Consider the following 20,400-nt stretch of genomic DNA (forward strand, 5'->3'; position numbering starts at 1 on the left):
ACGGACGATGCCATGTGATCGACTTCTGCACCAGGGCGCGCCACACAGGGGCGGCGACGTGAAGAAGTGGCGTCGCCGCGGGTGAACGGCAGTTGAACGACTCACTCGCATGGCGCCGGTAGTGGCAGGGTGAGCAGCATGGACGGTCGTGACCTGGTGCGTTCGGTGAAGGCGGTCGGCTCGGGGGGTGCCACTCAGGGGTTGCGCACGGTGCGGGCGGCGTGGCGCAGGAGGCGGGCCGACGCCATCGGTCTGCCGCAGCGGGGCCCCGAGCGGGCCCGGGTGCCCGGACCCGTGCTCGGCGTGGAGCCGGAGCCCGGCGGCGGGGTCGTCCGTTTCACGCGCTCCGAGTTGCGGATCACCGTCGCGGCGAGCGGTGCCGTGTTCTGGGGCTGGGACGGGGCGGCCCCTGAGCCGTCCTACGCGCTCGCCGGCCCCTGTCCCGAGCCGGACCCGCGGGCCGTCCTGGAGCCGGACAAGGACGAGGGGTGGCGGGTCGTCGCCGAGCGGGTCACGGTCGTCGTCTCACGGCACGGAGCGGTCGAGGTGCGTACCCCTGGTGGGGTGATGCTGCGACGCGATCTGCCGCCCCGCTGGTGGGAGCCGGTCGGCGGCGGCACGGCCCGTTGGATGCAGCGTTCCGAAGTGGCGGCCGACGCCCGGATCTTCGGCCTGGGCGGGCGAGCGGGTGGACCGCGGCTGCGGAACGGCAGGTACCGGCTGTGGAACACGGACCCCGGGCGTCCCTTCGGGCCGGGTGACGATCCGCTGTACATCACCATGCCGGTGCAGATGGTCGTCGCGGACGCGGCCACGCACCTGGTGTTCCACGACACCACCTGGGACGGGACGGTGTCCTTGCGTGAGGGCGAGGAGGGGGCCGGCTCGGGGCACGACCGGACCGGTTCGTGCGAGCTGCGGATGGACGGCGGTCCGTTGCGCTGCTGGGTGATCGTCGGCTCCCCCGCGCGCGTGCTGACCGCGTGGGCATCACTGACCGGGGCGGCCGCGCTGCCGCCGGCGTGGGCGTTGGGACATCATCACGCGCGGTGGGGTCTCGGCGGTGAGCAGGAGGTGCGCCGGGTCGTCGCGGGATACCGGGAGCGCGGTCTCCCCCTGGACGCCGTCCATCTGGACATCGACCACCACGACGGGCACCGGGTGTTCACGGTGGACCGGGAGCGGTTCCCGAAGCTTCCTGTGCTGGCCGAGGAACTGCGCCGGGACGGGATCCGGCTGGTGTCGATCGTGCACGCCGCGGTCAAGGCCGAGGCGGGCGACGGGGTGTTCGACAGCGGGCTCGCGGAGGACGCGTTCGTCCGGGACGCCGCGGGGCATCTGGTGCCGGGGGTCGTGTGGCCCGGCGAGTCCGTCTATCCGGACTTCACGCGCGCACGTACGCGTGCCTGGTGGGGCGGGCTCTACGAGGAGAGGCTGGAGCAGGGGTTCGCCGGTTTCTGGCACGGCATGAACGAGCCGACCTCGTTCACGGCCTTCGGGGAGTCGACGCTGCCGCGCTCGGCGCGGCACTCCCTGGAGGGACGCGGCGGCGACCACCGCGAGGCGCACAACGTGTACGCGCTGGGCATGGCACGGGCAGGCTACGAGGGCGTCCGTGAACTCCTCCCCCAGGAGCGGCCGTTCCTGATTTCACGCTCGGGCTGGGCCGGCATGCAGCGCTACGGAGGGACCTGGTCCGGGGACGTGGCCACCGGCTGGCCGGGGTTGCGGGCGTCACTGTCCCTGGTGATGGGGCTCGGGCTGTGCGGAGTGCCCTACTCGGGGCCCGACGTGGGTGGATTCGACGGCAGCCCGTCAGGGGAGCTCTACCTGCGCTGGTTCCAGCTGGGCGCGTATCTCCCGTTGTTCCGCACCCACGCGAGTCTGCGCGCGGGGCGCAGGGAGCCCTGGGCGTTCGGTGACGAGGTGCTGGAGCACGCGCGCGTGGCGCTCGTCGAACGGCGGCGCCTGTTCCCGTACTTCATGACGCTGGCGCATCTGGCACGCCGTACGGGTGCGCCGTACGTCCGGCCGGTGTGGTGGGACGCGCCGGAGGATCGGGCACTGCGCGACTGCGAGGACGCCTTCCTGCTCGGGGACTGTCTGCTCGTGGCCCCGGTCCTCGATCACGGGGCGGACCGGCGGGCGGTGCAGCTGCCACGCGGGCGCTGGTACGACACGGTGACCGAGGAGGCGTACGAGGGGCCCGGGCAGGTTCTGATCGACGCTCCCTTGTCGCGGATTCCGGTGCTGGCGAGGGCCGGCTCGGTGGTTCCCGTGCGGGGTGTCGACGGTGGGCTGGAGCTGGAGGCGTGGGCACCCGCGCGCGGGCGGGGCGGCAGCGGGCTCGTCGTGCCGGACGCGGGTGACGGGTGGGCGGAACCGGAGATCGAACGCTTCGTGACCCGCTGGGACGAGGGCGAGGTGGTGGTGCGCCGCGCCGATGGCAAGGGCGGCCTCAGCGAGCCCTCGTATCCGGTGCGGATACGAGGGCTCGGAACGAGCTGACCCTCAGATGTACCGTCCCTCGAACCAGGCCCGGACCACCAGCGTGTGCAGCGGGAAGGCCAGTTCGGTCGGTCGGCGCAGCAGATGCCACCCTTCCGTCTCGTCGGTCGGGGCGGACGGAGGCAGTTCGGCGGCGGGGCGTTCCGGAAGGAGACCGAAGAGCAGCAGATGGCCTGCCGGTGAGCTCAGGACGTCGGCGAGCCGGACGTCTCTCACCGCCGCGTCGATGCCCGTCTCCTCCTTGAGTTCGCGCACGACGGCGTGCCGCCATTCCTCCCGGTGGTCGATGAACCCTCCGGGCAACGCGATGCCCCCGCGCGCGGGAGTGATGGTCCGGGTGATGACGACAAGCGCGGTGCCCTTGTCGTCGTAGGCGGGCTGCAGGGCGACGGCGACCGGCAGCGGGTTGCGGTAGGCCACCGTGCCGCAGGAGGGGCAGGTGCGGGGCCAGTCGGAGACGCCGTCTCCATAGGGGGCACCACAGCTCGAACAGTGGGAGCCCGGCGCGAAATCGGCGGGCGGGTGAGGGGTCTCGGACACGACGCGGACTGTAGCGGATCACCGAACACACGTCTTCATCGTGGTTCGCGAGGGAGCGGCCGGAACCACCCCCGTGGGCCCCGGCCGCCCCCACAGGTACTCCGACGCCCGGGGCCCGCCCCTGGTTCACCCCTCGCCCTGCCCAATTCCGGCAGCCCGTGCCACACTTCTGACGTTCCGTCAGATTTGGATTCGGTGCCGGGAGGGACTGTGACGCGCACACGCACACCGGTGGTCGCCGGGTGGTTCGCCGGGGAGGGCCGCGACTTCCGCCTGCTGGGCACACGCTGCTCGGCGTGCGCCTCGGTGTTCTTTCCCCGCGAGGACGCCTTCTGCCGCAACCCGGACTGCCCGGGAGGCGAACTGGCCGAGGTTCCGCTGTCCCACCGTGGCCGCGTCTGGTCGTACACCGACAGCCGGTACCGTCCTCCGTCACCCTATGTGAGTGATCCGGAACTCCCCTGGAGCCCCTACGTGTTGATCGCCGTGGAGCTGGAATCCGAGCGCATCGTGGTTCTCGGTCAGGCGGCTCCCGGGATCACCGTCGCCGACCTGGCGGTGGGTATGGAGGTAGAGGTCGTCCCCGGTGTGCTGAACGAGGACGCGGAGACGACCTGGACGACATGGCACTGGCGGCCGACGGAGGCGTCGTGAGGAACATGGGGCGGACGGAGGCGGCGGCATGACGGGCGAAGTGGCGGTGCTCGGCGCCGGGATGCACCCGTGGGGCAAATGGGGGCGCGGGTTCGTCGAGTACGGGGTCGCGGCCGCGCGCGCCGCATTGTCGGACGCGGGCATCGACTGGCGCGATGTCGGGTCGATCGTGGGAGCCGACACCGTCCGCGGTGGCTATCCCGGGTATGTCGCGGGCGCGACCTTCGCGAAGGCTCTCGGATGGCAGGGGGCCCGCGTGGCGAGCGTGTACGCGGCGTGCGCGTCAGGCGCGCAGGCTCTCGCCACGGCACGGGCCCAGATCCTCTCGGGCCTGGCGGACGTGGTGCTGGTGGTGGGCGCGGACGCGGCGCCCAAGGGGTTCTTCCGCCCCGCGGGCGGGGACCGGCCCGACGATCCGGACTGGCTGCGGTTCCGCGCCCTCGGGGCGACAAACCCGACGTACTTCGGGCTGTACGCGCGGCGCCGGATGTTCCTGCACGGCGACACACTGGACGACTTCGCCCAGGTCAAGGTGAAGAACGCGGCCGTGGGCGCGCTCAATCCCAACGCGCGCTACCGCAAGCGCGTCTCCGCCGAGGAGGTCGCCGGCTCCGCCGTGGTGGCCGATCCGCTGCGGCTCCTCGACATCTGCGCGACCTCGGACGGCGGAGCGGCGGTGGTGCTCTCCAGCATGGAGTTCGCCCGCCGGCACGGCGCGTCGACGCCGGTGCGCATCCGCGCGGTGTCCACGGTCACGCCCCGCTATCCCAACACCGTGCTGGATCTGCCGGACATCGCTACGGACTCCTCCGTCGCGGTGGAGCCGCCGGCCGACACCTTCCGTGCGTCGATCACCCGCGCGGCCTACGAGGAAGCGGGCATCGGCCCCGAGGACCTCTCCCTCGCCGAGGTCTACGACCTCTCCACCGCACTGGAGTTGCAGTGGTACGAGGACCTGGGTCTCTGCGCGCAGGGCGAGGCCGCGAAGCTGCTGGGTGAAGGTGCCACGACGCTCGGCGGACGCATACCCGTGAACGTGAGCGGCGGGCTCGCCTCCTTCGGCGAGGCCGTTCCGGCTCAGGCCATCGCTCAGGTCTGTGAACTGACGTGGCAGTTGCGCGGCACGGCAGGTGACCGGCAGGTCGCCGGAGCGCGCGTCGGGATCACCGCCAACCAGGGGCTGTTCGGGCACGGCTCGTCGGTGGTGGCGATCCGGTAGCCGGGTCCGGCAGTCGCGGTGCACGAAGGGGAGACGGAGCGGCGGCTCAGCGCCAAGGGCCACCTGCCACCGCCGCCTGCCGACGGACCTGGCGCCTGAACTGATGAAGCTCGACGTGTCCTTGCTGTCGTGGCCCGCCGCGGTGCGGGCCATGCGGACCCTCTGCGAGCAATTGGGCGCGCTCCTGTCCGTGGAGGGCGTCGAGACGGAACTGCACTGCGCCGCCGCAGTGCCCGCCGGGGCTGCAACTCGCACAGGGCGAACTGTTCGCGCCGCCCTCCCGGCTCCCTTCGGCGGACGTATACGTTCCGGCCCTGTCCCGGAGCGTCGGTGCCCCCCCCCCCCCCCCGGAACAGGGCCGCCCGTAAGGCAGTTCGTACGTCCGGCCGCGTTGCTCCCCGCCACCGCATCGGCGAGTCAGGTATGCGCCCTGCTCACGGGGTTGCCCGAAGTGTCCGGGGTCCTTCTGGTCGCCCCGTCCGGGATTCCGCCTCCGGTCGGTCCACCGCTCACGGTTCCTGCTGTCGATGTCCGGGCGGTACGGGCACGCGCTGTACGCCGACCGGCCGGCCGCTCGACTCGGTGATCCGCCGCGCACGGTCGGTGTGGACGCGACGGCCTGGGAGGTTCTGGATGTCGTCGCGGACGGAGACCGGGACCGTACGTCCGACGACGTCGCCGGTGTTCGACCGCGTGGCGTGGTGCCCGAGTGTCGGCAGGGCGTCGTTCGACCACGGGCCGGACAGCTCGGGCGTGTCGGCCGCTCCGCCGCCGGTCCCACGCCACGTCCCCTTTGCACCCCTCGAACCGTTGCGGTCCACGACCTTGACGCCCCCTGGGCACCGGTGAACACTTCCGGGTGTCAGTCGGCATCGCCGCATTCGAGCGTGTTCGGGCACCGCACCGCTCGAGTCTCCGACCTGCACCCAGGGCCGTCCCCCCACGGGCGATTCCGCCACGACGGCACGCTCGTCACGGACGCCGGGCGGGGCTCGGGACCTCCCTGCCTTCGGCTGAAGTAGCCATGGGAAACGCACCCTGATCGGTGGCCCGGAGCGGTTCGCCCCGGGCGAGGGCCTAGGAGCCGCCATGACCAACGGGGACATCTTTGTCGGCGAGTTGATCGGCACCGCGATTCTGATTCTGTTCGGCGCGGGTGTGTGCGCCGCTGTCACCCTCAACAAGTCCAAGGCCCAGGGGGCGGGCTGGATCGTCATCGCCTTCGGATGGGGTTTCGGCGTGCTCGCCGGGGCGTACACCGCGGCACCGCTGTCGGGCGGGCAGATCAACCCGGCGGTCACGATCGGATTCGCGATCGAGGGCTCCACGAAGTGGGGGGACGTGCCCTTCTACATCCTCGGGCAGTTCGCCGGAGCGATCGTCGGGGCGGTCCTGTGCTGGCTTCTCTACCTCGGACAGTTCCATCTCAACGCCGAGGAGGACACGGCCATCGAGACGCTGGGCATCTTCTCGACACGGCCCGAGATCAACAACCCGGTGCAGAACCTGATCACCGAGGTCATCGGCACCGCCGCGCTGATGCTGCCCATCCTCGCGCTGGCCGGCGGAGGCAAGCACGTCGCGGGCATCGGTGACGCGGGGCTGCCGGTCCTGCTCATCTCGTTCCTCGTCGTCGGTATCGGCCTCTCGCTCGGCGGGCCGACCGGGTACGCGATCAACCCGGCCCGCGACCTGGGGCCGCGCCTCACGCACGCACTGCTGCCGATACCCAACAAGGGCACATCCGAGTGGAGTTACTCCTGGATCCCGGTCGTGGGCCCGATCGCCGGTGCCGCGATCGGTGCCCTGATCTACAACGCAGCCTTCTGACCCGCACGCAGCTCCTGACGAAGAACACGTAAGGGGACGCCATGACGGACAACGCCGAGAAATACGTCGCCGCAATCGACCAGGGCACCACGTCGAGCCGCTGCATCATCTTCGACCGGAACGGCGCGATCGTCGCCGTCGACCAGCGTGAACACCGCCAGATCTTCCCGAAGCCCGGCTGGGTGGAGCACGACGCCACCGAGATCTGGTCCAAGGTCCAGGCCGTGGTCGCGGGAGCGATCGCCAAGGCCGGACTGCGCGCCGACCAGGTGAGCGCTCTCGGGATCACCAACCAGCGCGAGACGACCGTGCTGTGGGATCGCGCCACCGGAAAGCCCGTCCACAACGCGATCGTCTGGCAGGACACCCGTACGTCGGCGCTCTGTACGGAGTTGGGTGGCACTGACGGCCAGGACCGTTTCCGTGAGCAGACCGGTCTGCCACTCGCCAGCTACTTCTCCGGGCCCAAGGCGGCCTGGCTGCTGGACAACGTCCCCGGCCTGCGGACGCGGGCCGAGCGCGGTGAGATCGCCTTCGGCACCATCGACTCGTGGCTCATCTGGAACCTGACGGGTGGCACCGACGGCGGGCAGCACGTCACCGACGTGACCAACGCGGGCCGGACCATGCTGATGAATCTGGAGACCCTCCAGTGGGATCCGTCGATCCTCTCCGCGATGAACATCCCCGAAGCGGTGCTCCCGGAGATCAGGTCCTCCGCCGAGGTGTACGGCACCGCCGTGGGCCAGCTCTCGGGTGTCCCCGTGGCATCGGCCCTCGGCGACCAGCAGGCCGCGGTATTCGGCCAGGCCTGTTACGACGTCGGTACCGCCAAGAACACCTACGGCACGGGCAGCTTCCTGCTGCTGAACACCGGCAACCGGCCCGTCCCCTCGAAGAACGGGCTGCTGACGACCATGGGGTACAAGATCGGTTCCGAGGCGCCGGTCTACTGCCTGGAGGGATCGATCGCGATCACGGGCGCTCTGGTCCAGTGGTTCCGTGACCAGCTCGGCATCATCCGCAACGCGGACGAGATCGAGACTCTGGCGGCGAGCGTCGAGGACAACGGCGGCGCGTACATCGTGCCGGCCTTCTCGGGCCTGTTCGCGCCCTACTGGCGGTCGGACGCGCGGGGCGTGGTCACCGGCCTGACGCGGTACGTCACGAAGGCCCACCTCGCGCGCGCGGTGCTGGAGGCCACCAGCTGGCAGACGCGCGAGGTCGTGGATGCCATGTACCAGGACTCCGGAGTGCAGATCACCACCCTGAAGGTGGACGGAGGCATGACGAAGAACAATCTGCTGATGCAGCACCAGGCGGACGTTCTCGGGGTGCCGGTGATCCGCCCCAAGGTGTCCGAGACGACCTGTCTGGGAGCCGCGTACGCCGCCGGACTCGCCACCGGCGTGTGGGGCGACCTCGACGAACTGAAGTCGCACTGGCAGAAGGACGTCGAGTGGACCCCGTCCATGGAGACGTCGGTGCGTGACCGCGAGTACCAGAACTGGCGCAAGGCTGTGGAGAAGAGCTTCGGCTGGCACGACGACGCGATCGACTGAGAACGACGCCCGACGCTCCGCGATGTCGGCGCGAAACAAGGCTCCACGCGTGCGTGCCCCTCGAACGAACCACGCGCGCGTGCACGACTGCGGCCCGTACCCCTGTCGGCGGGGGTACGGGCCGTACCTGCGTGCGGCGGCCTTGCTGTACGCGTCAGGTGGTCAGGGCCTCGCGACGGTCGGCGGCGCGGGCCATGGCGTGCTGGACGACGCGGATGAGGACTTCCTTGACGGTCTCGCGGTCCCGCGCGTCGCACAGGACGACGGGAACGCCGGGATCGAGGTCGAGTGCCTGCCGGACCGCGTCGGTGGGGTAACGGACCGCTTCGTCGAAGCAGTTGACCCCCACCACGAAGGGTATGGAGCGCCTTTCGAAGTAGTCGACCGCGGCGAAGCAGTCCTCGAGGCGTCGGGTGTCCGCCAGGACGACGGCGCCCAGGGCCCCGGTGGCGAGCTCGTCCCAGAGGAACCAGAAACGGTCCTGACCCGGGGTTCCGAACAGGTAGAGGACCAGATCCTCGCGGAGGGTGATGCGGCCGAAGTCCATGGCAACGGTGGTGGTGTTCTTGCCCTCCACGCCGCTGATGTCGTCGACGGGCCGGCCCGCCTCGGTGAGGAGCTCCTCCGTGCGCAGCGGCTTGATCTCGCTGACCGCGCCGACGAGGGTCGTCTTGCCGACGCCGAAGCCGCCGGCCACCAGGATCTTGAGCGTGACGGGCTCGACCGGGGGCTTGCCGCGCTCAGTACGCCCGAAGATCATCGTTCTCTTCTCCTGCTTGGTGGTGGTCGCGCGGCGGTGGCCCGTAGCCTCCGCCGCCGGGGGTTTCGATGACGAGGACGTCGTCGGGGGCGACCTCGGCCGAACCGCTTCCGCCGAGGTCGGTGACGGTGCCGTCGGCGTGCTCCACGCGGTTGGTGCCGAGGGCGCCCGGCTCGCCGCCCGCCATGCCGTAGGGCGGGACCCTGCGGTGCTGGGAGAGCGTGGAGACGGTCATCGTCTCGAGGAAGCGGACGCGACGGACGGCGCCGTCGCCACCCTGCCATTGTCCGGCTCCACCGCTGCCGTGCCTGAGCGCGAACTCGTCCAGCCGGACGGGCAGTCGCCACTCCAGGACCTCGGGGTCGGTGAGCCGCGAGTTGGTCATGTGGGTCTGTACGACGGGGGCGCCCGGGAAGCCGTTCCCCGCGCCCGATCCGGACGCCACGGTCTCGTAGTACTGGTTCCGCTCGTTGCCGAAGGTGACGTTGTTCATCGTGCCGGATCCCTCGGCCTGCACTCCGAGGGCCGCGTACAGGGCTCCGGTGATCGCCTGCGAGGTCTCGACGTTGCCGGCGACGACGGCGGCGGGTGGCTCGGGGGCGAGCATCGACCCGGGTGGCACCACGATGCGCAGCGGGCGCAGGCATCCTTCGTTGAGCGGGATGTCGTCGTCCACCAGCGTCCGGAAGACGTACAGGACGGCGGCGTTGACCACGGCGAAGGGCGCGTTGAAGTTGGTGGCGAGCTGCGCTGCGGTGCCGGTGAAGTCGACCGTGGCGGCTCGCTCCTCGCGGTCCACGGTGACGCGGACGCGGATGACCGCTCCGGAGTCGGTCTCGTAGGCGAACTCGCCGTCCTGGAGGGTGTCGATGACGCGGCGTACCGCTTCTTCGGCGTTGTCCTGGACATGCTTCATGTACGCCTGGACGACGTCGAGTCCGAAGTCCTCGATCATGCGGGCGACCTCGTCGACGCCCTTCCGGTTGGCGGCGATCTGGGCCCGCAGGTCGGCGAGGTTCGTGCCCGGGTTCCGTGAGGGGTGCGGTGGAGCGGTCAGCAGGGCGAGGGTCTCCGCCCCACGGAAGCGGCCGTTCTCGGCGAGGAGCCAGTTGTCGAAGAGGATGCCCTCCTCGTCGATGGTCCGGCTGTCGGCGGGCATCGAGCCCGGGGCGATGCCTCCGATCTCGGCGTGGTGGCCGCGCGAGGCGACGTAGAACAGGATGTGGTCACCCTCCGTGTCGAACACCGGGGTGATCACGGTGACGTCGGGGAGATGGGTGCCACCGTGGTAGGGATCGTTCACGGCGTAGGTGTCCCCGGGGCGCATGCTGTCGCCGCGCCGCCGGACGACCTCCTGAACGCTCGTCCCCATCGAGCCGAGGTGGACGGGGATGTGGGGGGCGTTGGCGACCAGGTTGCCGTCCGGGTCGAAGAGGGCGCAGGAGAAGTCCAGACGCTCCTTGATGTTGACGGACTGGGCGGTCGACTCCAGCCGGGCGCCCATCTGCTCCGCGATGGACATGAAGAGGTTGTTGAAGACTTCGAGGAGGACGGGGTCCGCTTCCGTGCTCACGTCGGAACTCTCCGTGACCGACACGCGTTCCATGATCAGATGCCCGTCGTCGGTCGTCGCGGCCCGCCAGCCGCCGTCGACGACGGTTGTCGCCCCTGCTTCGGTGATGAGCGCGGGTCCGGTCACGCCCTCCCCGGGCGGGAGCTGTTCGCGGCGGTGCAGCGGTACATCACGCCAGGCACCGTCCGTGTGAAGGCTGACGGTGGCCGGTCCTGTCGGGATGGAGCCGGGTTCGGCCTCGTGGGGAGCGAGGGCGGAGAGATCGGGGGCTTCGGTGAGACCGGTGGCTTCCACGGAGAGGGCTTCGACGACGACCGGGCGGTCGAGGGTGAAGGAGTAGGTGGCGCGATGACGCTCTTCGAAGGCGCGGGTCATGGTGTCGGGTTCGGTGAGCTCGACGGTCAGTGCGGTGTCGGTGCCGTCGTAGCGGAGCTGGGCCCTGCGGGTGATCCGGACGCCGGCCTCGGGAATGTCCTCGGCCAGAAGTTCGGCGCGGGCGGCACTCTCCAGGTCGTCGGCGGTCTTGAGGATGCCGGGCATGGAGGCGGCTTCCAGGGGTGCTTCCACGGACTGTTCCCGCATCGCGGTCGTGTCGGCGAGTCCGATGCCGAGGGCGGAGAGCACGCCGGACAGGGGCGGGACGAGGACCGTACGGATACCGAGGGAGTCGGCCACCCGGCACGCGTGCTGGCCACCGGCGCCGCCGAAGGTGGTCAGCGTGTAGCGGGTGACATCGTGGCCCTTCTGGACGGAGATCCGCTTGACGGCGTTGGCGATGTTGGCGACGGCGATCCGGAGGAAGCCCTCGGCCACCTGCTCCGGGGTGCGTGCGTCGCCGGTCGCCTCGCGGATCTCCCGCGCGAGCGTGGCGAAGCGGTCCCGGACGACGTCGGCGTCCAGGGGCTGGTTCCCGTCGGGGCCGAACACGCCGGGGAAATGGCCGGGTTGGATGCGGCCGAGTGCGACGTTGGCGTCGGTGACGGTCAGCGGCCCGCCGTTCCGGTAGCAGGCGGGACCCGGGTCGGCGCCCGCCGAGTCCGGACCCACGCGGTAGCGGGAACCGTCGAAGTGGAGCACGGAGCCTCCGCCGGCGGCCACGGTGTGGATGTCCAGCATGGGGGCGCGCAGCCGGACCCCGGCGATCCGGGTGGTGAAGACCCGCTCGTACTCGCCGGCGAAGTGGGAGACGTCCGTGGAGGTGCCGCCCATGTCGAATCCGATGACGCGGTCGAAGCCGGCCAGCTGCGACATCCGCGCCATGCCGACGATGCCACCGGCGGGCCCGGACAGGACGGCGTCCTTGCCACGGAACTGACCGGCCTCGGTGAGGCCGCCGTTGGACTGCATGAACATCAGCCGCACGTCGCGCAGTTCGTCGGCGACCTGCTGGACGTAGCGGCGGAGTACGGGCGAGAGGTAGGCGTCGACGACCGCTGTGTCCCCGCGCGGTACCAGCTTCATCAGGGGGCTGACCTCGCTGGAGAGCGAGATCTGCGGGAAGCCGATCGTGCTCGCCAGGGCGCCCACGGCCTCTTCGTGGCCCGGATGGAGGTGGCTGTGCATGCAGACGACGGCGACGGCGCGGATCCCGTCGTCGTAGGCCTCTTGAAGAGGTCCGGCGAGCGCGTCCAGGTCGGGGGCGCGCAGGACGGTGCCGTCGGCGGCGATCCGTTCGTCGACCTCGACGACCCGTTCGTGGAGGAGCTCGGGAAGGTCGATGGCGCGCGCGAAGATGTGGGGCCGGTTCTGGTAGGCGATGCGCAGGGCGTCGCGGAATCCCCTGGTCGTGATGAGCAGTGTGCGCTCGCCTTTGCGTTCGAGCAGGGCGTTGGTGGCGACGGTGGTGCCCATGCGGACGGCGTCGATCGAGGCGCTCTCGCCCCCGACACCGCCATCGGCACCGTCGGCACCGAGGAGTTCGCGGACGCCCGCGACGGCCGCGTCGGCGTAGCGGGTGGGGTTGTCCGACAGGAGTTTGTGGGTGAGCAGTCGACCGTCGGGGCGCCGCGCGACGATGTCGGTGAAGGTGCCTCCACGGTCGACCCAGAACTGCCAGCCTGTCACGTCTGTTCCCCGCTTCCGCCCAGCTCAGAGCGCCCGGAGGCCGCTGATCACGTCGCGCAGAATACTCTCGTCGGGCAGCTCGGCCGGGGGTACGGGGCGTGTCACATGCACCATGTCGTCGGCGACGAGGTCGCCGATGAGCACCCTCACCACGCCGACGGGCAGGTCGAGCTCTGCGGCGAGTTCGGCGACGGACTGGGGCGCGTCGCGGCAGAGCTCGACGATGTCCACGTGTTCCGGGGACAGCGAGTGGTCCGCCTCGGGGTCGTCGGCGTGCTGTTCGGTGACCACCACCGCGATCAGGTCGAGGCGGTGCTGACCCGCACTGGTGGTGCGGCCGCGTGTCATGGCGTACGGACGGACCACCGGTCCGGCGTCGTCGTCGAACCAGTGGCGTGCGTCCTGGCCGTTTCCCTGACCGTCTCCGCTCATGTCATCCCACTACCCACCGGCGGGCAGATCGGTGCGCGGAGCGGCGGCCAGATGTGCGCCCACCCGCTTGACGAGGAGCGTCATCTCGTACGCGACCTGGCCCACGTCCGAGTCGGCGTCGGCGAGGACGGCGAGGCAGCTGCCGTCGCCGGCGGCCGTGACGAAGAGGAACGCCTCGTCGAGTTCCACGACGGTCTGCCGGACGCTGCCCGCCTCGAAGTGCCTTCCCACGCCCTTGGCGAGGCTGTGGAAGCCGGACGCGACGGCGGCGAGGTGCTCGCTGTCCTCCCGGGTGAGGTCCTTGGAGGCCCCGGTGGGAAGGCCGTCGCCGGAGAGCACGATGGCTTTGCGGATGCTGGCGACGCGATCGACGAGTTCGTCGAGCAGCCAGTTCAGATCACCGGTCCGGCTGCCGGTCGCGGTGGGTTCTGCGGCCTTCGGTGCGGTCATCGACCGTCCCCCTCTGTCGTTCGTGGTGCTGAGCCGTCCTGGGCCTGGTCGCCCACGGCGTTCTCCTCGCGGCCGCGCTGCCAGCCGCGCTGGAGCGAGGCCATCCGGCTGCGTACTTCGTCCGCGTCCCGTTCGGCGGGATCGGGTCCCGCACCGTCGCGGGTCATGTCCCGTTCGGCGAGGCGCGCGGGTCCGTCCTTCAACTGCGGTGCCAGGCTGGCCTGTCGGACCCGTCGGGGCAGTGGAGTGGCGTTCGTGTCCGACTCCTCCATGTCCCTGTCGGAGCGCGGGAGGGTGTCGTCCGGGCCCGTTGGCGCGGCGGAGCCGCGAGTGCGTTGTGGCAGTGCGGGCGCATCGCGGAACGCGGCCGTACCGCGTTCGGAGGCCTCACCAGGGCCGGGGGCGGTGCGCAGTCCGGGGGTGCCGGAGCGGTCGTCGCCGCGCCGGGCGGAACCCGAGGAACGCTCACCGCGTCGCTGGGGCAGCGGCTTGGCTCCATCGAACTGCGCCGTTCGGCGCTCCGGGCGATCCGTGCCCTGCCGGGTTCCCTGGCCGGAGGGCGTGCCGCGACCCCGCACGGGCTCCAGGTGCTGCGCCGGCTCGATGTCGTCGGACACCTCGTCCTGCGTCTCTCCCCGTCGCGATCGCGTCGGGGAGACGGGACGGCCGTGGGAGCTGACGAGCTTGGGCGTGCGGCGACGCGGCAGGGGGACCGGCCCGGCGTCCGGCCGGTCGGCGTCCGCGGACCGGGCGGGTTCGTCGCTGCCGTCCCGGGCCTGCTGGTGGTGTTCGGCGGGGACTCCGGCGATGGAGGTGCGCGGGCGGAAGAGGCCGCCGCGTCCGCTGTCGTCGTCGCCGAGCGCGCCGGGGAACCCGGTGATCGCGTCGAGTTCGACGGGTGCCTCCAGCTCGACGGGGCCGTCCAGGATCGAGGGCGGCAGTCCCGGCAGTCGCACCGGTGTCTGGGAGAGTGCCGCGGTGCGGCTCTCCTCCGTCGCGCCTTCCTTGGTGGGCAGGGTGCGGTCGAGACGGAATCCGATGCCGTTGGTGTCCGGTACGTCGTCGGTGAGCAGGGCGTCGGCGATGAAGACGACCGCGGTGGTCCCGCCGTACGGGGACGGCTGGAGGGAGACGCGGACGTTCTGCCGCTGGGCGAGCCGGCTCACCACGAAGAGTCCGAGCCGGTCGGTGTCGGAGAGCTCGAACTCGGGGGTCTCGGCGAGGCGCAGGTTCGCGTCGAGCAGCGCTTCGGCGGCCATGCCGAGGCCGCGGTCATGGATCTCCAGGGTGAAGCCGTTGGCGACGCGCTCGCCGACGACCTGGACGGCCGTGTGCGGGGGCGAGAACACCGTGGCGTTCTCCAGCAGCTCGGCGACGAGATGGGTGAGGTCGGCGACGGCGGGTCCCGTGACGGCGACGCGGGGCAGCCGGCGCACCTCGATGCGCTCGTAGTCCTCCACCTCGGCGACGGCGGCCCGGACGATGTCCATGAGCTGGACCGGCTTGCGCCACTGCCGGGACGGCGCGGCGCCGGAGAGGATGACCAGGCCCTCGGCGTGCCGGCGCATACGGGTGGTCAGGTGGTCGAGGCGGAACAGGTCGGCCAGCTCGTCGGTGTCCTCGGTCCTGCGCTCCATGGTGTCGAGCAGGGTGAGCTGTTTGTGGAGGAGCACTTGACTACGGCGTGCGAGGTTGACGAAGACCTCGGAGACGCCCTCGCGCAGTTCGGACTGTTTGACGGCCGCCTCGACGGCGGCGCGCTGAAGGGTGTTGAGGGCCTGGCCCACGTCACCGATCTCGTTGCGGTCGTACTCCAGTCGGGGCACTTCGGTCTCGACGTCGACCTGTTCACCCGCGGAGAGGCGGCGCATGACGCTGGGCAGCCGGACGCCGGACGCCTCGTGGGCCTCCAGGCGCAGCCGTCGCAGGTCGCGGATGAGGCTGCGGCCGATGCGTACGGACATGACCAGGGAGACGAGCAGGGCGATGAGGCCGATCACGCCGGCGACGACCGCCTTGAGGATGACGGTCATGGCCACGGGCCTGACGCGGTCCTGGTAGCGGTCGCCGGCCTGGTCGTCGAGCGTGCCCAGGTCGTCGAGCACATGACCCGCGGCGGTGTCCCAGCTCCTCGCGGTGACGCCCCGCGGGGAGCCTGCGGGGGAGGTGACGACGGCCTGCTCGGCCACTCGCAGGGGTGCCGTGTCGGCGTTCTTCCAATAGCGCTCGTAGCGTTCGCGCTCCGAGGAGGGCAGGAGCGGCAGGCTGACGTCGTAGAGGAGGGTGCGCTGGGCGATGAGGTCGGAGATGTCGCGCAGCTCGTCACGGGTGGTTCGCCCGGCGACCAGCGCGGAGCCGAGAAGCGCGTCCTCACGGGAGAGCAGTTCACGTGCTCGGGCCACGTTGACCAGGGCACGGCCCTCCTTGTCCACCTCCACGTCGTCCACCACGTGAAGGTTGGCCATCAGGACGTAGCAGGGGTCGATCAGCCGGTCGTACAGGTCGAGGGCCTGGGACCGGTTCACCGTGCCCTCTTCGACGCTGCGGCGCAGCGAGTCGATCCCGTCGACGGCGTCGAGGATGGACGTGAGCCGCTCGGTGGTGCCCTCGTTCATCTCCTCGCGCACGTCCTTGTCGCGCGAGTTCTCGCGCACCTTGGCCACGATGCGGTCCGTGGCGGCGCGGCTCCGCTTGAGCGCGGCGAGGCCGTCGGAGGCCCGCGGGTCGGCCAGGTAGACGAGAGTCTGGCGGCGTTCCTGCTGGAGGACCCTGACGGTGTCCTCGGTCGGATATCCGATCTTCTTCACGATGTCGGACACGCTGAACAACCGGCTGGCCTCACGCCCCGTGATCACGGTGGCGAAGGCCCAGATCGCGGTCAAGGACACCAGAGGCACGAGGAGCAGCGCCACGATCTTCCGGCGGATGGACTTCCCGCGAAAGCGCATGGCCTCCCCCAGCTCGACCCCTCCGGTTCGGGGGGGTACACCTGTGCGTCAACAAACGGCGTGAGCCTACTACTGACACACAGGTAACTCGAAGGCCTGTCCGCACCCACTCCGGCCCCGACGGGGAACAAGACATGGGGAGTTGTCCGTTCATTGGGGGAGATTGCCTCCCTGAATCCGCCTTCCGGGGCCGGATCCCAACGAAGGAATAAACTTGGTCAGTTGGCCGGAATTCTTCGCTCGCCGGGAATCTTCGACGCTGGTCGTTCGTCTTTATGTACGGGAGTTGAGGGCGGAATCGGCCACAGGCGCCGCATGACGCACTCAGGCGGCGTAAAAGAGCGCAAGCCGGGCAGCCACTGGGGAGCGGGTGTTGCAAGACACTCGTGCGAGATGGCTGCTGGGCGGTGGGGAGTGACGAGTTGATGGGCACGGCGGAGCGGAGCGGGACACTCGAGGCACGGGTTGCGCCGCGCGAGGCGGCACAACAGGCCCCGCAGGCACCGGATCGCGACATACCGGCAGTCGGGCGCGATCCGCGTGACCGGCCGCGAGCGGTGACGGAAGAGCGCGACCGGGCGGGAGCCCGGCGGTCGGCCCGGGACAGCCGGGGCCGGGCCGACGAGAAGGGCACCGTCACGGACGCGTACGCATACGAAGAGGACGAGGTACGGGCCTACTACCGGCCGCTGTGGATCGAGGAGCCCGCGCGCAAACGGCGGTTGCCCGATCCGGTGCGTACGTCGGCGGTGCGGGCGGTGGTCATCATCTCGGTGACGCTGACCCAGGCGGTCGTCGCCTTCCTGTGCACGGTGACGGGGTCGTGGCTGGCCTTCCCGATGGTTCTGAGCAGTGTGGCGAGCACGGTCGTGGCCACCTGGGCGGCCCTGGACGTCTGGGTGACCCGGCAGGTGTGGAACCAGCGGCACGGTGTGGTGTCGGAACCGAGCAGCACCGCGCGGGCGCTGCGGCGCGAGCGTCGCAAGGCCCGGCGTCACGCCCGGGTCTCGGCGCGGACGCAGGAGCGGATACGCAGGCGGGGCGCGGCCGGACAGCTGTCGCACTCGTAGCGGCCCTGAGCCCGGTCCTCACAGAGGCGCCGGCTCCACCGGGCCGGCGGTGCGCGCCAGTTCACGCCGGACACGCAGGAAAGGGCGGGGCCGGTTCACGGAGAGCACTGCGGTCGTGCGGTCTTCTCGCTCGTACAGGGCGAGGACACCGTCCGCCGTCGGTGCGCCGCCGTCGAGATCGCCCTCGACGATCCGCACCGTGTCCGCCGGATGACGTCGCCCGGCGAACTGGATGCGCGCCCCGTACTGGTCGGACCAGAAGTAGGGCAGCGGCCGCGCGGACTCGACCGTGTGTCCGGCGAGCAGGCTGGCCACGGCGATGCGAGGTTGTTCGGTGGCGGAGGTCCAATGCTCCGCACGGCTGCCGCCCACGCGCGCGACGTCGCCCGCGGCGACCACGTTCGGCAGAGCGGTCGCACAGCCGGCATCGCAGACCACTCCGTCCTGCAGACGGAGCCCCGAGCCGACCAGCCAGCCGGTGTTCGGAACCGCCCCGATCCCGACGATCACGACATCTGCGGGCAGCACGCGACCGTCACGGAGTTCGACTCCGGTGACGGCGCCGGGAGTTGCTTCGCCCACCCGGAACCCGGCGACCGCCGCCCCGGTCACGAGACGGGTGCCTGCCCGACGGTGGAGTGCCGCGCACACGGCGGCCATCTCCGGGCCGAGTTGAGGCACAAGGGGGAGCGCGGCGGCCTCGACGACGGTGACGTCATGGCCGAGGACGGTGCAGGAGGACGCGGTCTCGGCGCCGACGAAGCCTCCGCCGACGACCACCACACGGCGCGGCCCTGCGGTGAGTTCGGCACGCAGGGCGCGGGCGTCGTCGAGGGTCCGCAGGGTGTGCACGCCGGGGAGCCCGTCGCCGGGAAGACGTCGGGCAGAGGCTCCCGTGGCGACGACCACGCCGTCCGTGGGAACGGTACGGCCGTCGCCGAGGACGACGGCGCGGCCCCGGGTGTCGAGGCCGCCGGCGCCGACGCCGAGGAGCCATGTGGCGTCGAGCTGCGCGCTCTCTTCTGCGTCGGTGAGGGCGAGTTGGTCCTCGCCGGCGTGGCCGGTGAGGAAGTCCTTGGAGAGGGGAGGTCTGTCGTAGGGGAGGTGGGGTTCGGCGCCGACGATCACCAGCCGCCCGTCGAAGCCCTGAGCGCGCAGCTCTCGGGCGGCGTACAGGCCGGAGAGGGAGGCGCCCACGACGGTCACGGTCCTCATCCGGGTCACCTGTCCCCGGGTGCTTCGACTGCGCGCGGTGCATGCTCGGGCCGTAGAGGTCCGGGGAGTTCAGGAGGGAGGGTGCCGGCTTCGACGCCGCTCCTGGGCCGGGCGCGGCAGGTGCGGGCGGGAGATACGGCCTTCATGCGGCGGTGCCCTCCTCCACGGCGAGGTGGACGTGGATGATCCCGTCGTCGACGGTGACGCGGTGCGTACGGACGGGGCGGCGCGCGGGAAGGCACGTCGGCGAACCGGTGCGGAGGTCGAACGAGGCCGCGTGCAGCGGGCATTCGATGAGGCAGCCCTCCAGCCAGCCCTCCGAGAGGGAGGCGTCCTGGTGGGTGCAGGTGTCGTCGATGGCGTACAGCTCACCGTCGGCGTTGAACACGGCGACCGGTGGTGTGGTCCCGACGCGGACGGATTCGCCGACGGGGAGGTCTTCAAGGCGGCAGACGGGAATCATGGGCCCCCCTCTCGGTCCGGACGGTTCGTCCGCGACCTCTCAGGTCCAGGGGCGTCGGGAACCTTCCCGGTTCCGGACGCTTCGGTAACATGATGTTTCGCATGGCGCACGAGGGAGCGCTATGCGCAACAGAATCCGCGCGGGTGTCCCGTCACGTCAAGGGCTTCCCGCAGATGCGGCCCAAACCGGGCCGTCAGGTGGTGAGAGTTGACCTATGACCCGCACGCAGAAGCAGGCCGAACGGACCGAGGACACCTCCGAGAAGCAGAGCGGCCGGGGCGCGGGCAGCGCCGTCCAGTCGGTGGACCGCGCCGTGAGCGTGCTGGAGATCCTCGCCCGGGTCGGCGAGGCGGGCGTCACCGAGATCGCCGAGGAACTGGACGTGCACAAGTCCACGGCCTTCCGCCTGCTCGGGGTCCTGGAGAACCGCGGCCTGGTCGCGCAGGCCAAGGACAGGGGCAAGTACTACCTGGGAGCCGCCGTGCTGCGGCTCGCGGGGGCGGCGGCGGTGCGCCTCGACATCTCCCAGGAGGGGGTACCGGTCTGCCGCGAACTCGCCGACGAGCTGGGTGAGACCGTCAACATCGCGGTGCTCGACGACGACGCGGCGGTCAACATCATGCAGGCCCGCGGCACCGCGTCCGTCACCGCGCAGAACTGGCTGGGAAGACGCACCCCGCTGCACGCGACGTCCAGCGGGAAGGTCCTGCTCGCCCACATGCCGCCCACCCTGCGGGAAGGTCTGCTGGCGCGGACCCTGCCCCGCTTCACGGAGCGCACGGTCACCGGGCCGTCCACGCTGCGCGGGGAGTTGGAGGCCGTGATCGAGCAGGGGTACGGGCTCACCCTGGAGGAACTGGAGTTGGGGCTCGCCGCCGTCGCGGCACCGGTGCGGGCCCACGACGGCAAGGTGATCGCCGCGATCAGCGTGTCCGGACCGGTGTACCGGATGAACGCGGACCGGCTTCCGGAGCTGGCGAAGCGGACGGTGGCGGCGGGAGCGGAGTTGTCCCGGCGGATGGGATACGGCTTCTGAGGCGGTGAGTGCCCGCCCGGCGGTGCCGGGCGGCGCGATGCGCTGCAGCCGGCCGGCCGACAGGAGTGCCGTCCAC

15 protein-coding genes and 1 pseudogene are annotated in these 20,400 nt (G+C 71.0%); 8 read left to right on the forward strand and 8 right to left on the reverse strand.

The window, feature by feature from the left end; genetic code table 11:
- Nucleotides 1–138 precede the first annotated feature (138 nt).
- Nucleotides 139–2,508 (forward strand): TIM-barrel domain-containing protein, encoded by a 2,370-nt coding sequence (locus B0675_RS32850; RefSeq protein WP_081223242.1) that lies wholly within the window; start codon nt 139–141, stop codon nt 2,506–2,508.
- A 3-nt stretch (nt 2,509–2,511) separates the two neighbouring features.
- On the opposite strand, the gene B0675_RS32855 is transcribed toward B0675_RS32850, so the two are convergent.
- On the reverse strand, nt 2,512–3,048 hold the full coding sequence (locus tag B0675_RS32855) for an NUDIX domain-containing protein (RefSeq protein WP_081223243.1): 537 nt from the start codon (nt 3,046–3,048) through the stop codon (nt 2,512–2,514).
- 231 nt (nt 3,049–3,279) lie between these two features.
- Between B0675_RS32855 and B0675_RS32860 the strand changes: the two genes are divergently transcribed.
- The 5 genes and pseudogenes from B0675_RS32860 to glpK all read left to right on the forward strand — a co-directional run bounded on the left by B0675_RS32860 (nt 3,280) and on the right by glpK (nt 8,313).
- Nucleotides 3,280–3,702, forward strand: a complete 423-nt coding sequence (locus B0675_RS32860) for a zinc ribbon domain-containing protein (RefSeq protein ID WP_081224024.1) — start codon at nt 3,280–3,282, stop codon at nt 3,700–3,702.
- Nucleotides 3,703–3,730: 28 nt separating this feature from the next.
- Nucleotides 3,731–4,921, forward strand: a complete 1,191-nt coding sequence (locus B0675_RS32865; protein ID WP_081223244.1) for a lipid-transfer protein — start codon at nt 3,731–3,733, stop codon at nt 4,919–4,921.
- 73 nt (nt 4,922–4,994) lie between these two features.
- Nucleotides 4,995–5,601 (forward strand): annotated as a pseudogene (locus B0675_RS42280) (diguanylate cyclase); the annotation flags it as partial.
- Nucleotides 5,602–6,010: 409 nt separating this feature from the next.
- Nucleotides 6,011–6,751 (forward strand): MIP/aquaporin family protein, encoded by a 741-nt coding sequence (locus B0675_RS32875; protein ID WP_081223245.1) that lies wholly within the window; start codon nt 6,011–6,013, stop codon nt 6,749–6,751.
- A gap of 41 nt (nt 6,752–6,792) precedes the next feature.
- On the forward strand, nt 6,793–8,313 hold the full coding sequence (glpK, locus tag B0675_RS32880; protein WP_081223246.1) for a glycerol kinase GlpK: 1,521 nt from the start codon (nt 6,793–6,795) through the stop codon (nt 8,311–8,313).
- 154 nt (nt 8,314–8,467) lie between these two features.
- On the opposite strand, the gene B0675_RS32885 is transcribed toward glpK, so the two are convergent.
- Genes B0675_RS32885 through B0675_RS32905 form a run of 5 tightly spaced genes read right to left on the reverse strand, consistent with a single transcriptional unit; the run spans nt 8,468 to nt 16,540 of the window.
- Nucleotides 8,468–9,073, reverse strand: coding sequence for an ATP/GTP-binding protein (locus tag B0675_RS32885; protein WP_081223247.1), 606 nt, complete (start codon nt 9,071–9,073; stop codon nt 8,468–8,470).
- Complete coding sequence (locus tag B0675_RS32890; RefSeq protein WP_081223248.1) at nt 9,054–12,710, reverse strand: hydantoinase B/oxoprolinase family protein; 3,657 nt, start codon at nt 12,708–12,710, stop codon at nt 9,054–9,056. The genes B0675_RS32885 and B0675_RS32890 overlap by 20 nt, the downstream gene beginning before the upstream one ends.
- Before the next feature lie 24 nt (nt 12,711–12,734).
- A complete protein-coding gene (locus tag B0675_RS32895) occupies nt 12,735–13,142 on the reverse strand; it encodes a DUF742 domain-containing protein (RefSeq protein WP_081223249.1) in 408 nt (135 codons plus the stop codon).
- A 9-nt stretch (nt 13,143–13,151) separates the two neighbouring features.
- Nucleotides 13,152–13,592 (reverse strand): roadblock/LC7 domain-containing protein, encoded by a 441-nt coding sequence (locus B0675_RS32900; RefSeq protein WP_081223250.1) that lies wholly within the window; start codon nt 13,590–13,592, stop codon nt 13,152–13,154.
- On the reverse strand, nt 13,589–16,540 hold the full coding sequence (locus tag B0675_RS32905) for a nitrate- and nitrite sensing domain-containing protein (RefSeq protein ID WP_081223251.1): 2,952 nt from the start codon (nt 16,538–16,540) through the stop codon (nt 13,589–13,591). The genes B0675_RS32900 and B0675_RS32905 overlap by 4 nt, the downstream gene beginning before the upstream one ends.
- Before the next feature lie 425 nt (nt 16,541–16,965).
- Here B0675_RS32905 and B0675_RS32910 point away from each other — a divergent pair, with 425 nt between their 5' ends.
- Nucleotides 16,966–17,610 carry a hypothetical protein gene (locus tag B0675_RS32910; protein WP_081223252.1) on the forward strand — a complete coding sequence of 215 codons (645 nt, stop codon included), beginning with the start codon at nt 16,966–16,968 and terminating at the stop codon, nt 17,608–17,610.
- An 18-nt stretch (nt 17,611–17,628) separates the two neighbouring features.
- Here the strand turns inward: B0675_RS32910 and B0675_RS32915 are convergent, their stop codons facing one another.
- Together B0675_RS32915 and B0675_RS32920 are read right to left on the reverse strand one after the other, a co-directional pair.
- Nucleotides 17,629–18,825 (reverse strand): FAD-dependent oxidoreductase, encoded by a 1,197-nt coding sequence (locus B0675_RS32915; RefSeq protein ID WP_179165486.1) that lies wholly within the window; start codon nt 18,823–18,825, stop codon nt 17,629–17,631.
- Nucleotides 18,826–18,967: 142 nt separating this feature from the next.
- The gene (locus B0675_RS32920; protein ID WP_081223253.1) at nt 18,968–19,288 is read right to left on the reverse strand and encodes a bifunctional 3-phenylpropionate/cinnamic acid dioxygenase ferredoxin subunit; all 321 of its coding nucleotides are present in this window, start codon (nt 19,286–19,288) and stop codon (nt 18,968–18,970) included.
- A gap of 214 nt (nt 19,289–19,502) precedes the next feature.
- On the opposite strand from B0675_RS32920, the gene B0675_RS32925 reads away from it, so the two are divergent.
- A complete protein-coding gene (locus B0675_RS32925) occupies nt 19,503–20,324 on the forward strand; it encodes an IclR family transcriptional regulator (RefSeq protein ID WP_179165487.1) in 822 nt (273 codons plus the stop codon).
- The last annotated feature ends 76 nt before the right edge of the window (nt 20,325–20,400 follow it).

The organism is Streptomyces sp. M41(2017), assembly GCF_002078175.1.
Classification (GTDB): Bacteria; Actinomycetota; Actinomycetes; order Streptomycetales; family Streptomycetaceae; genus Streptomyces.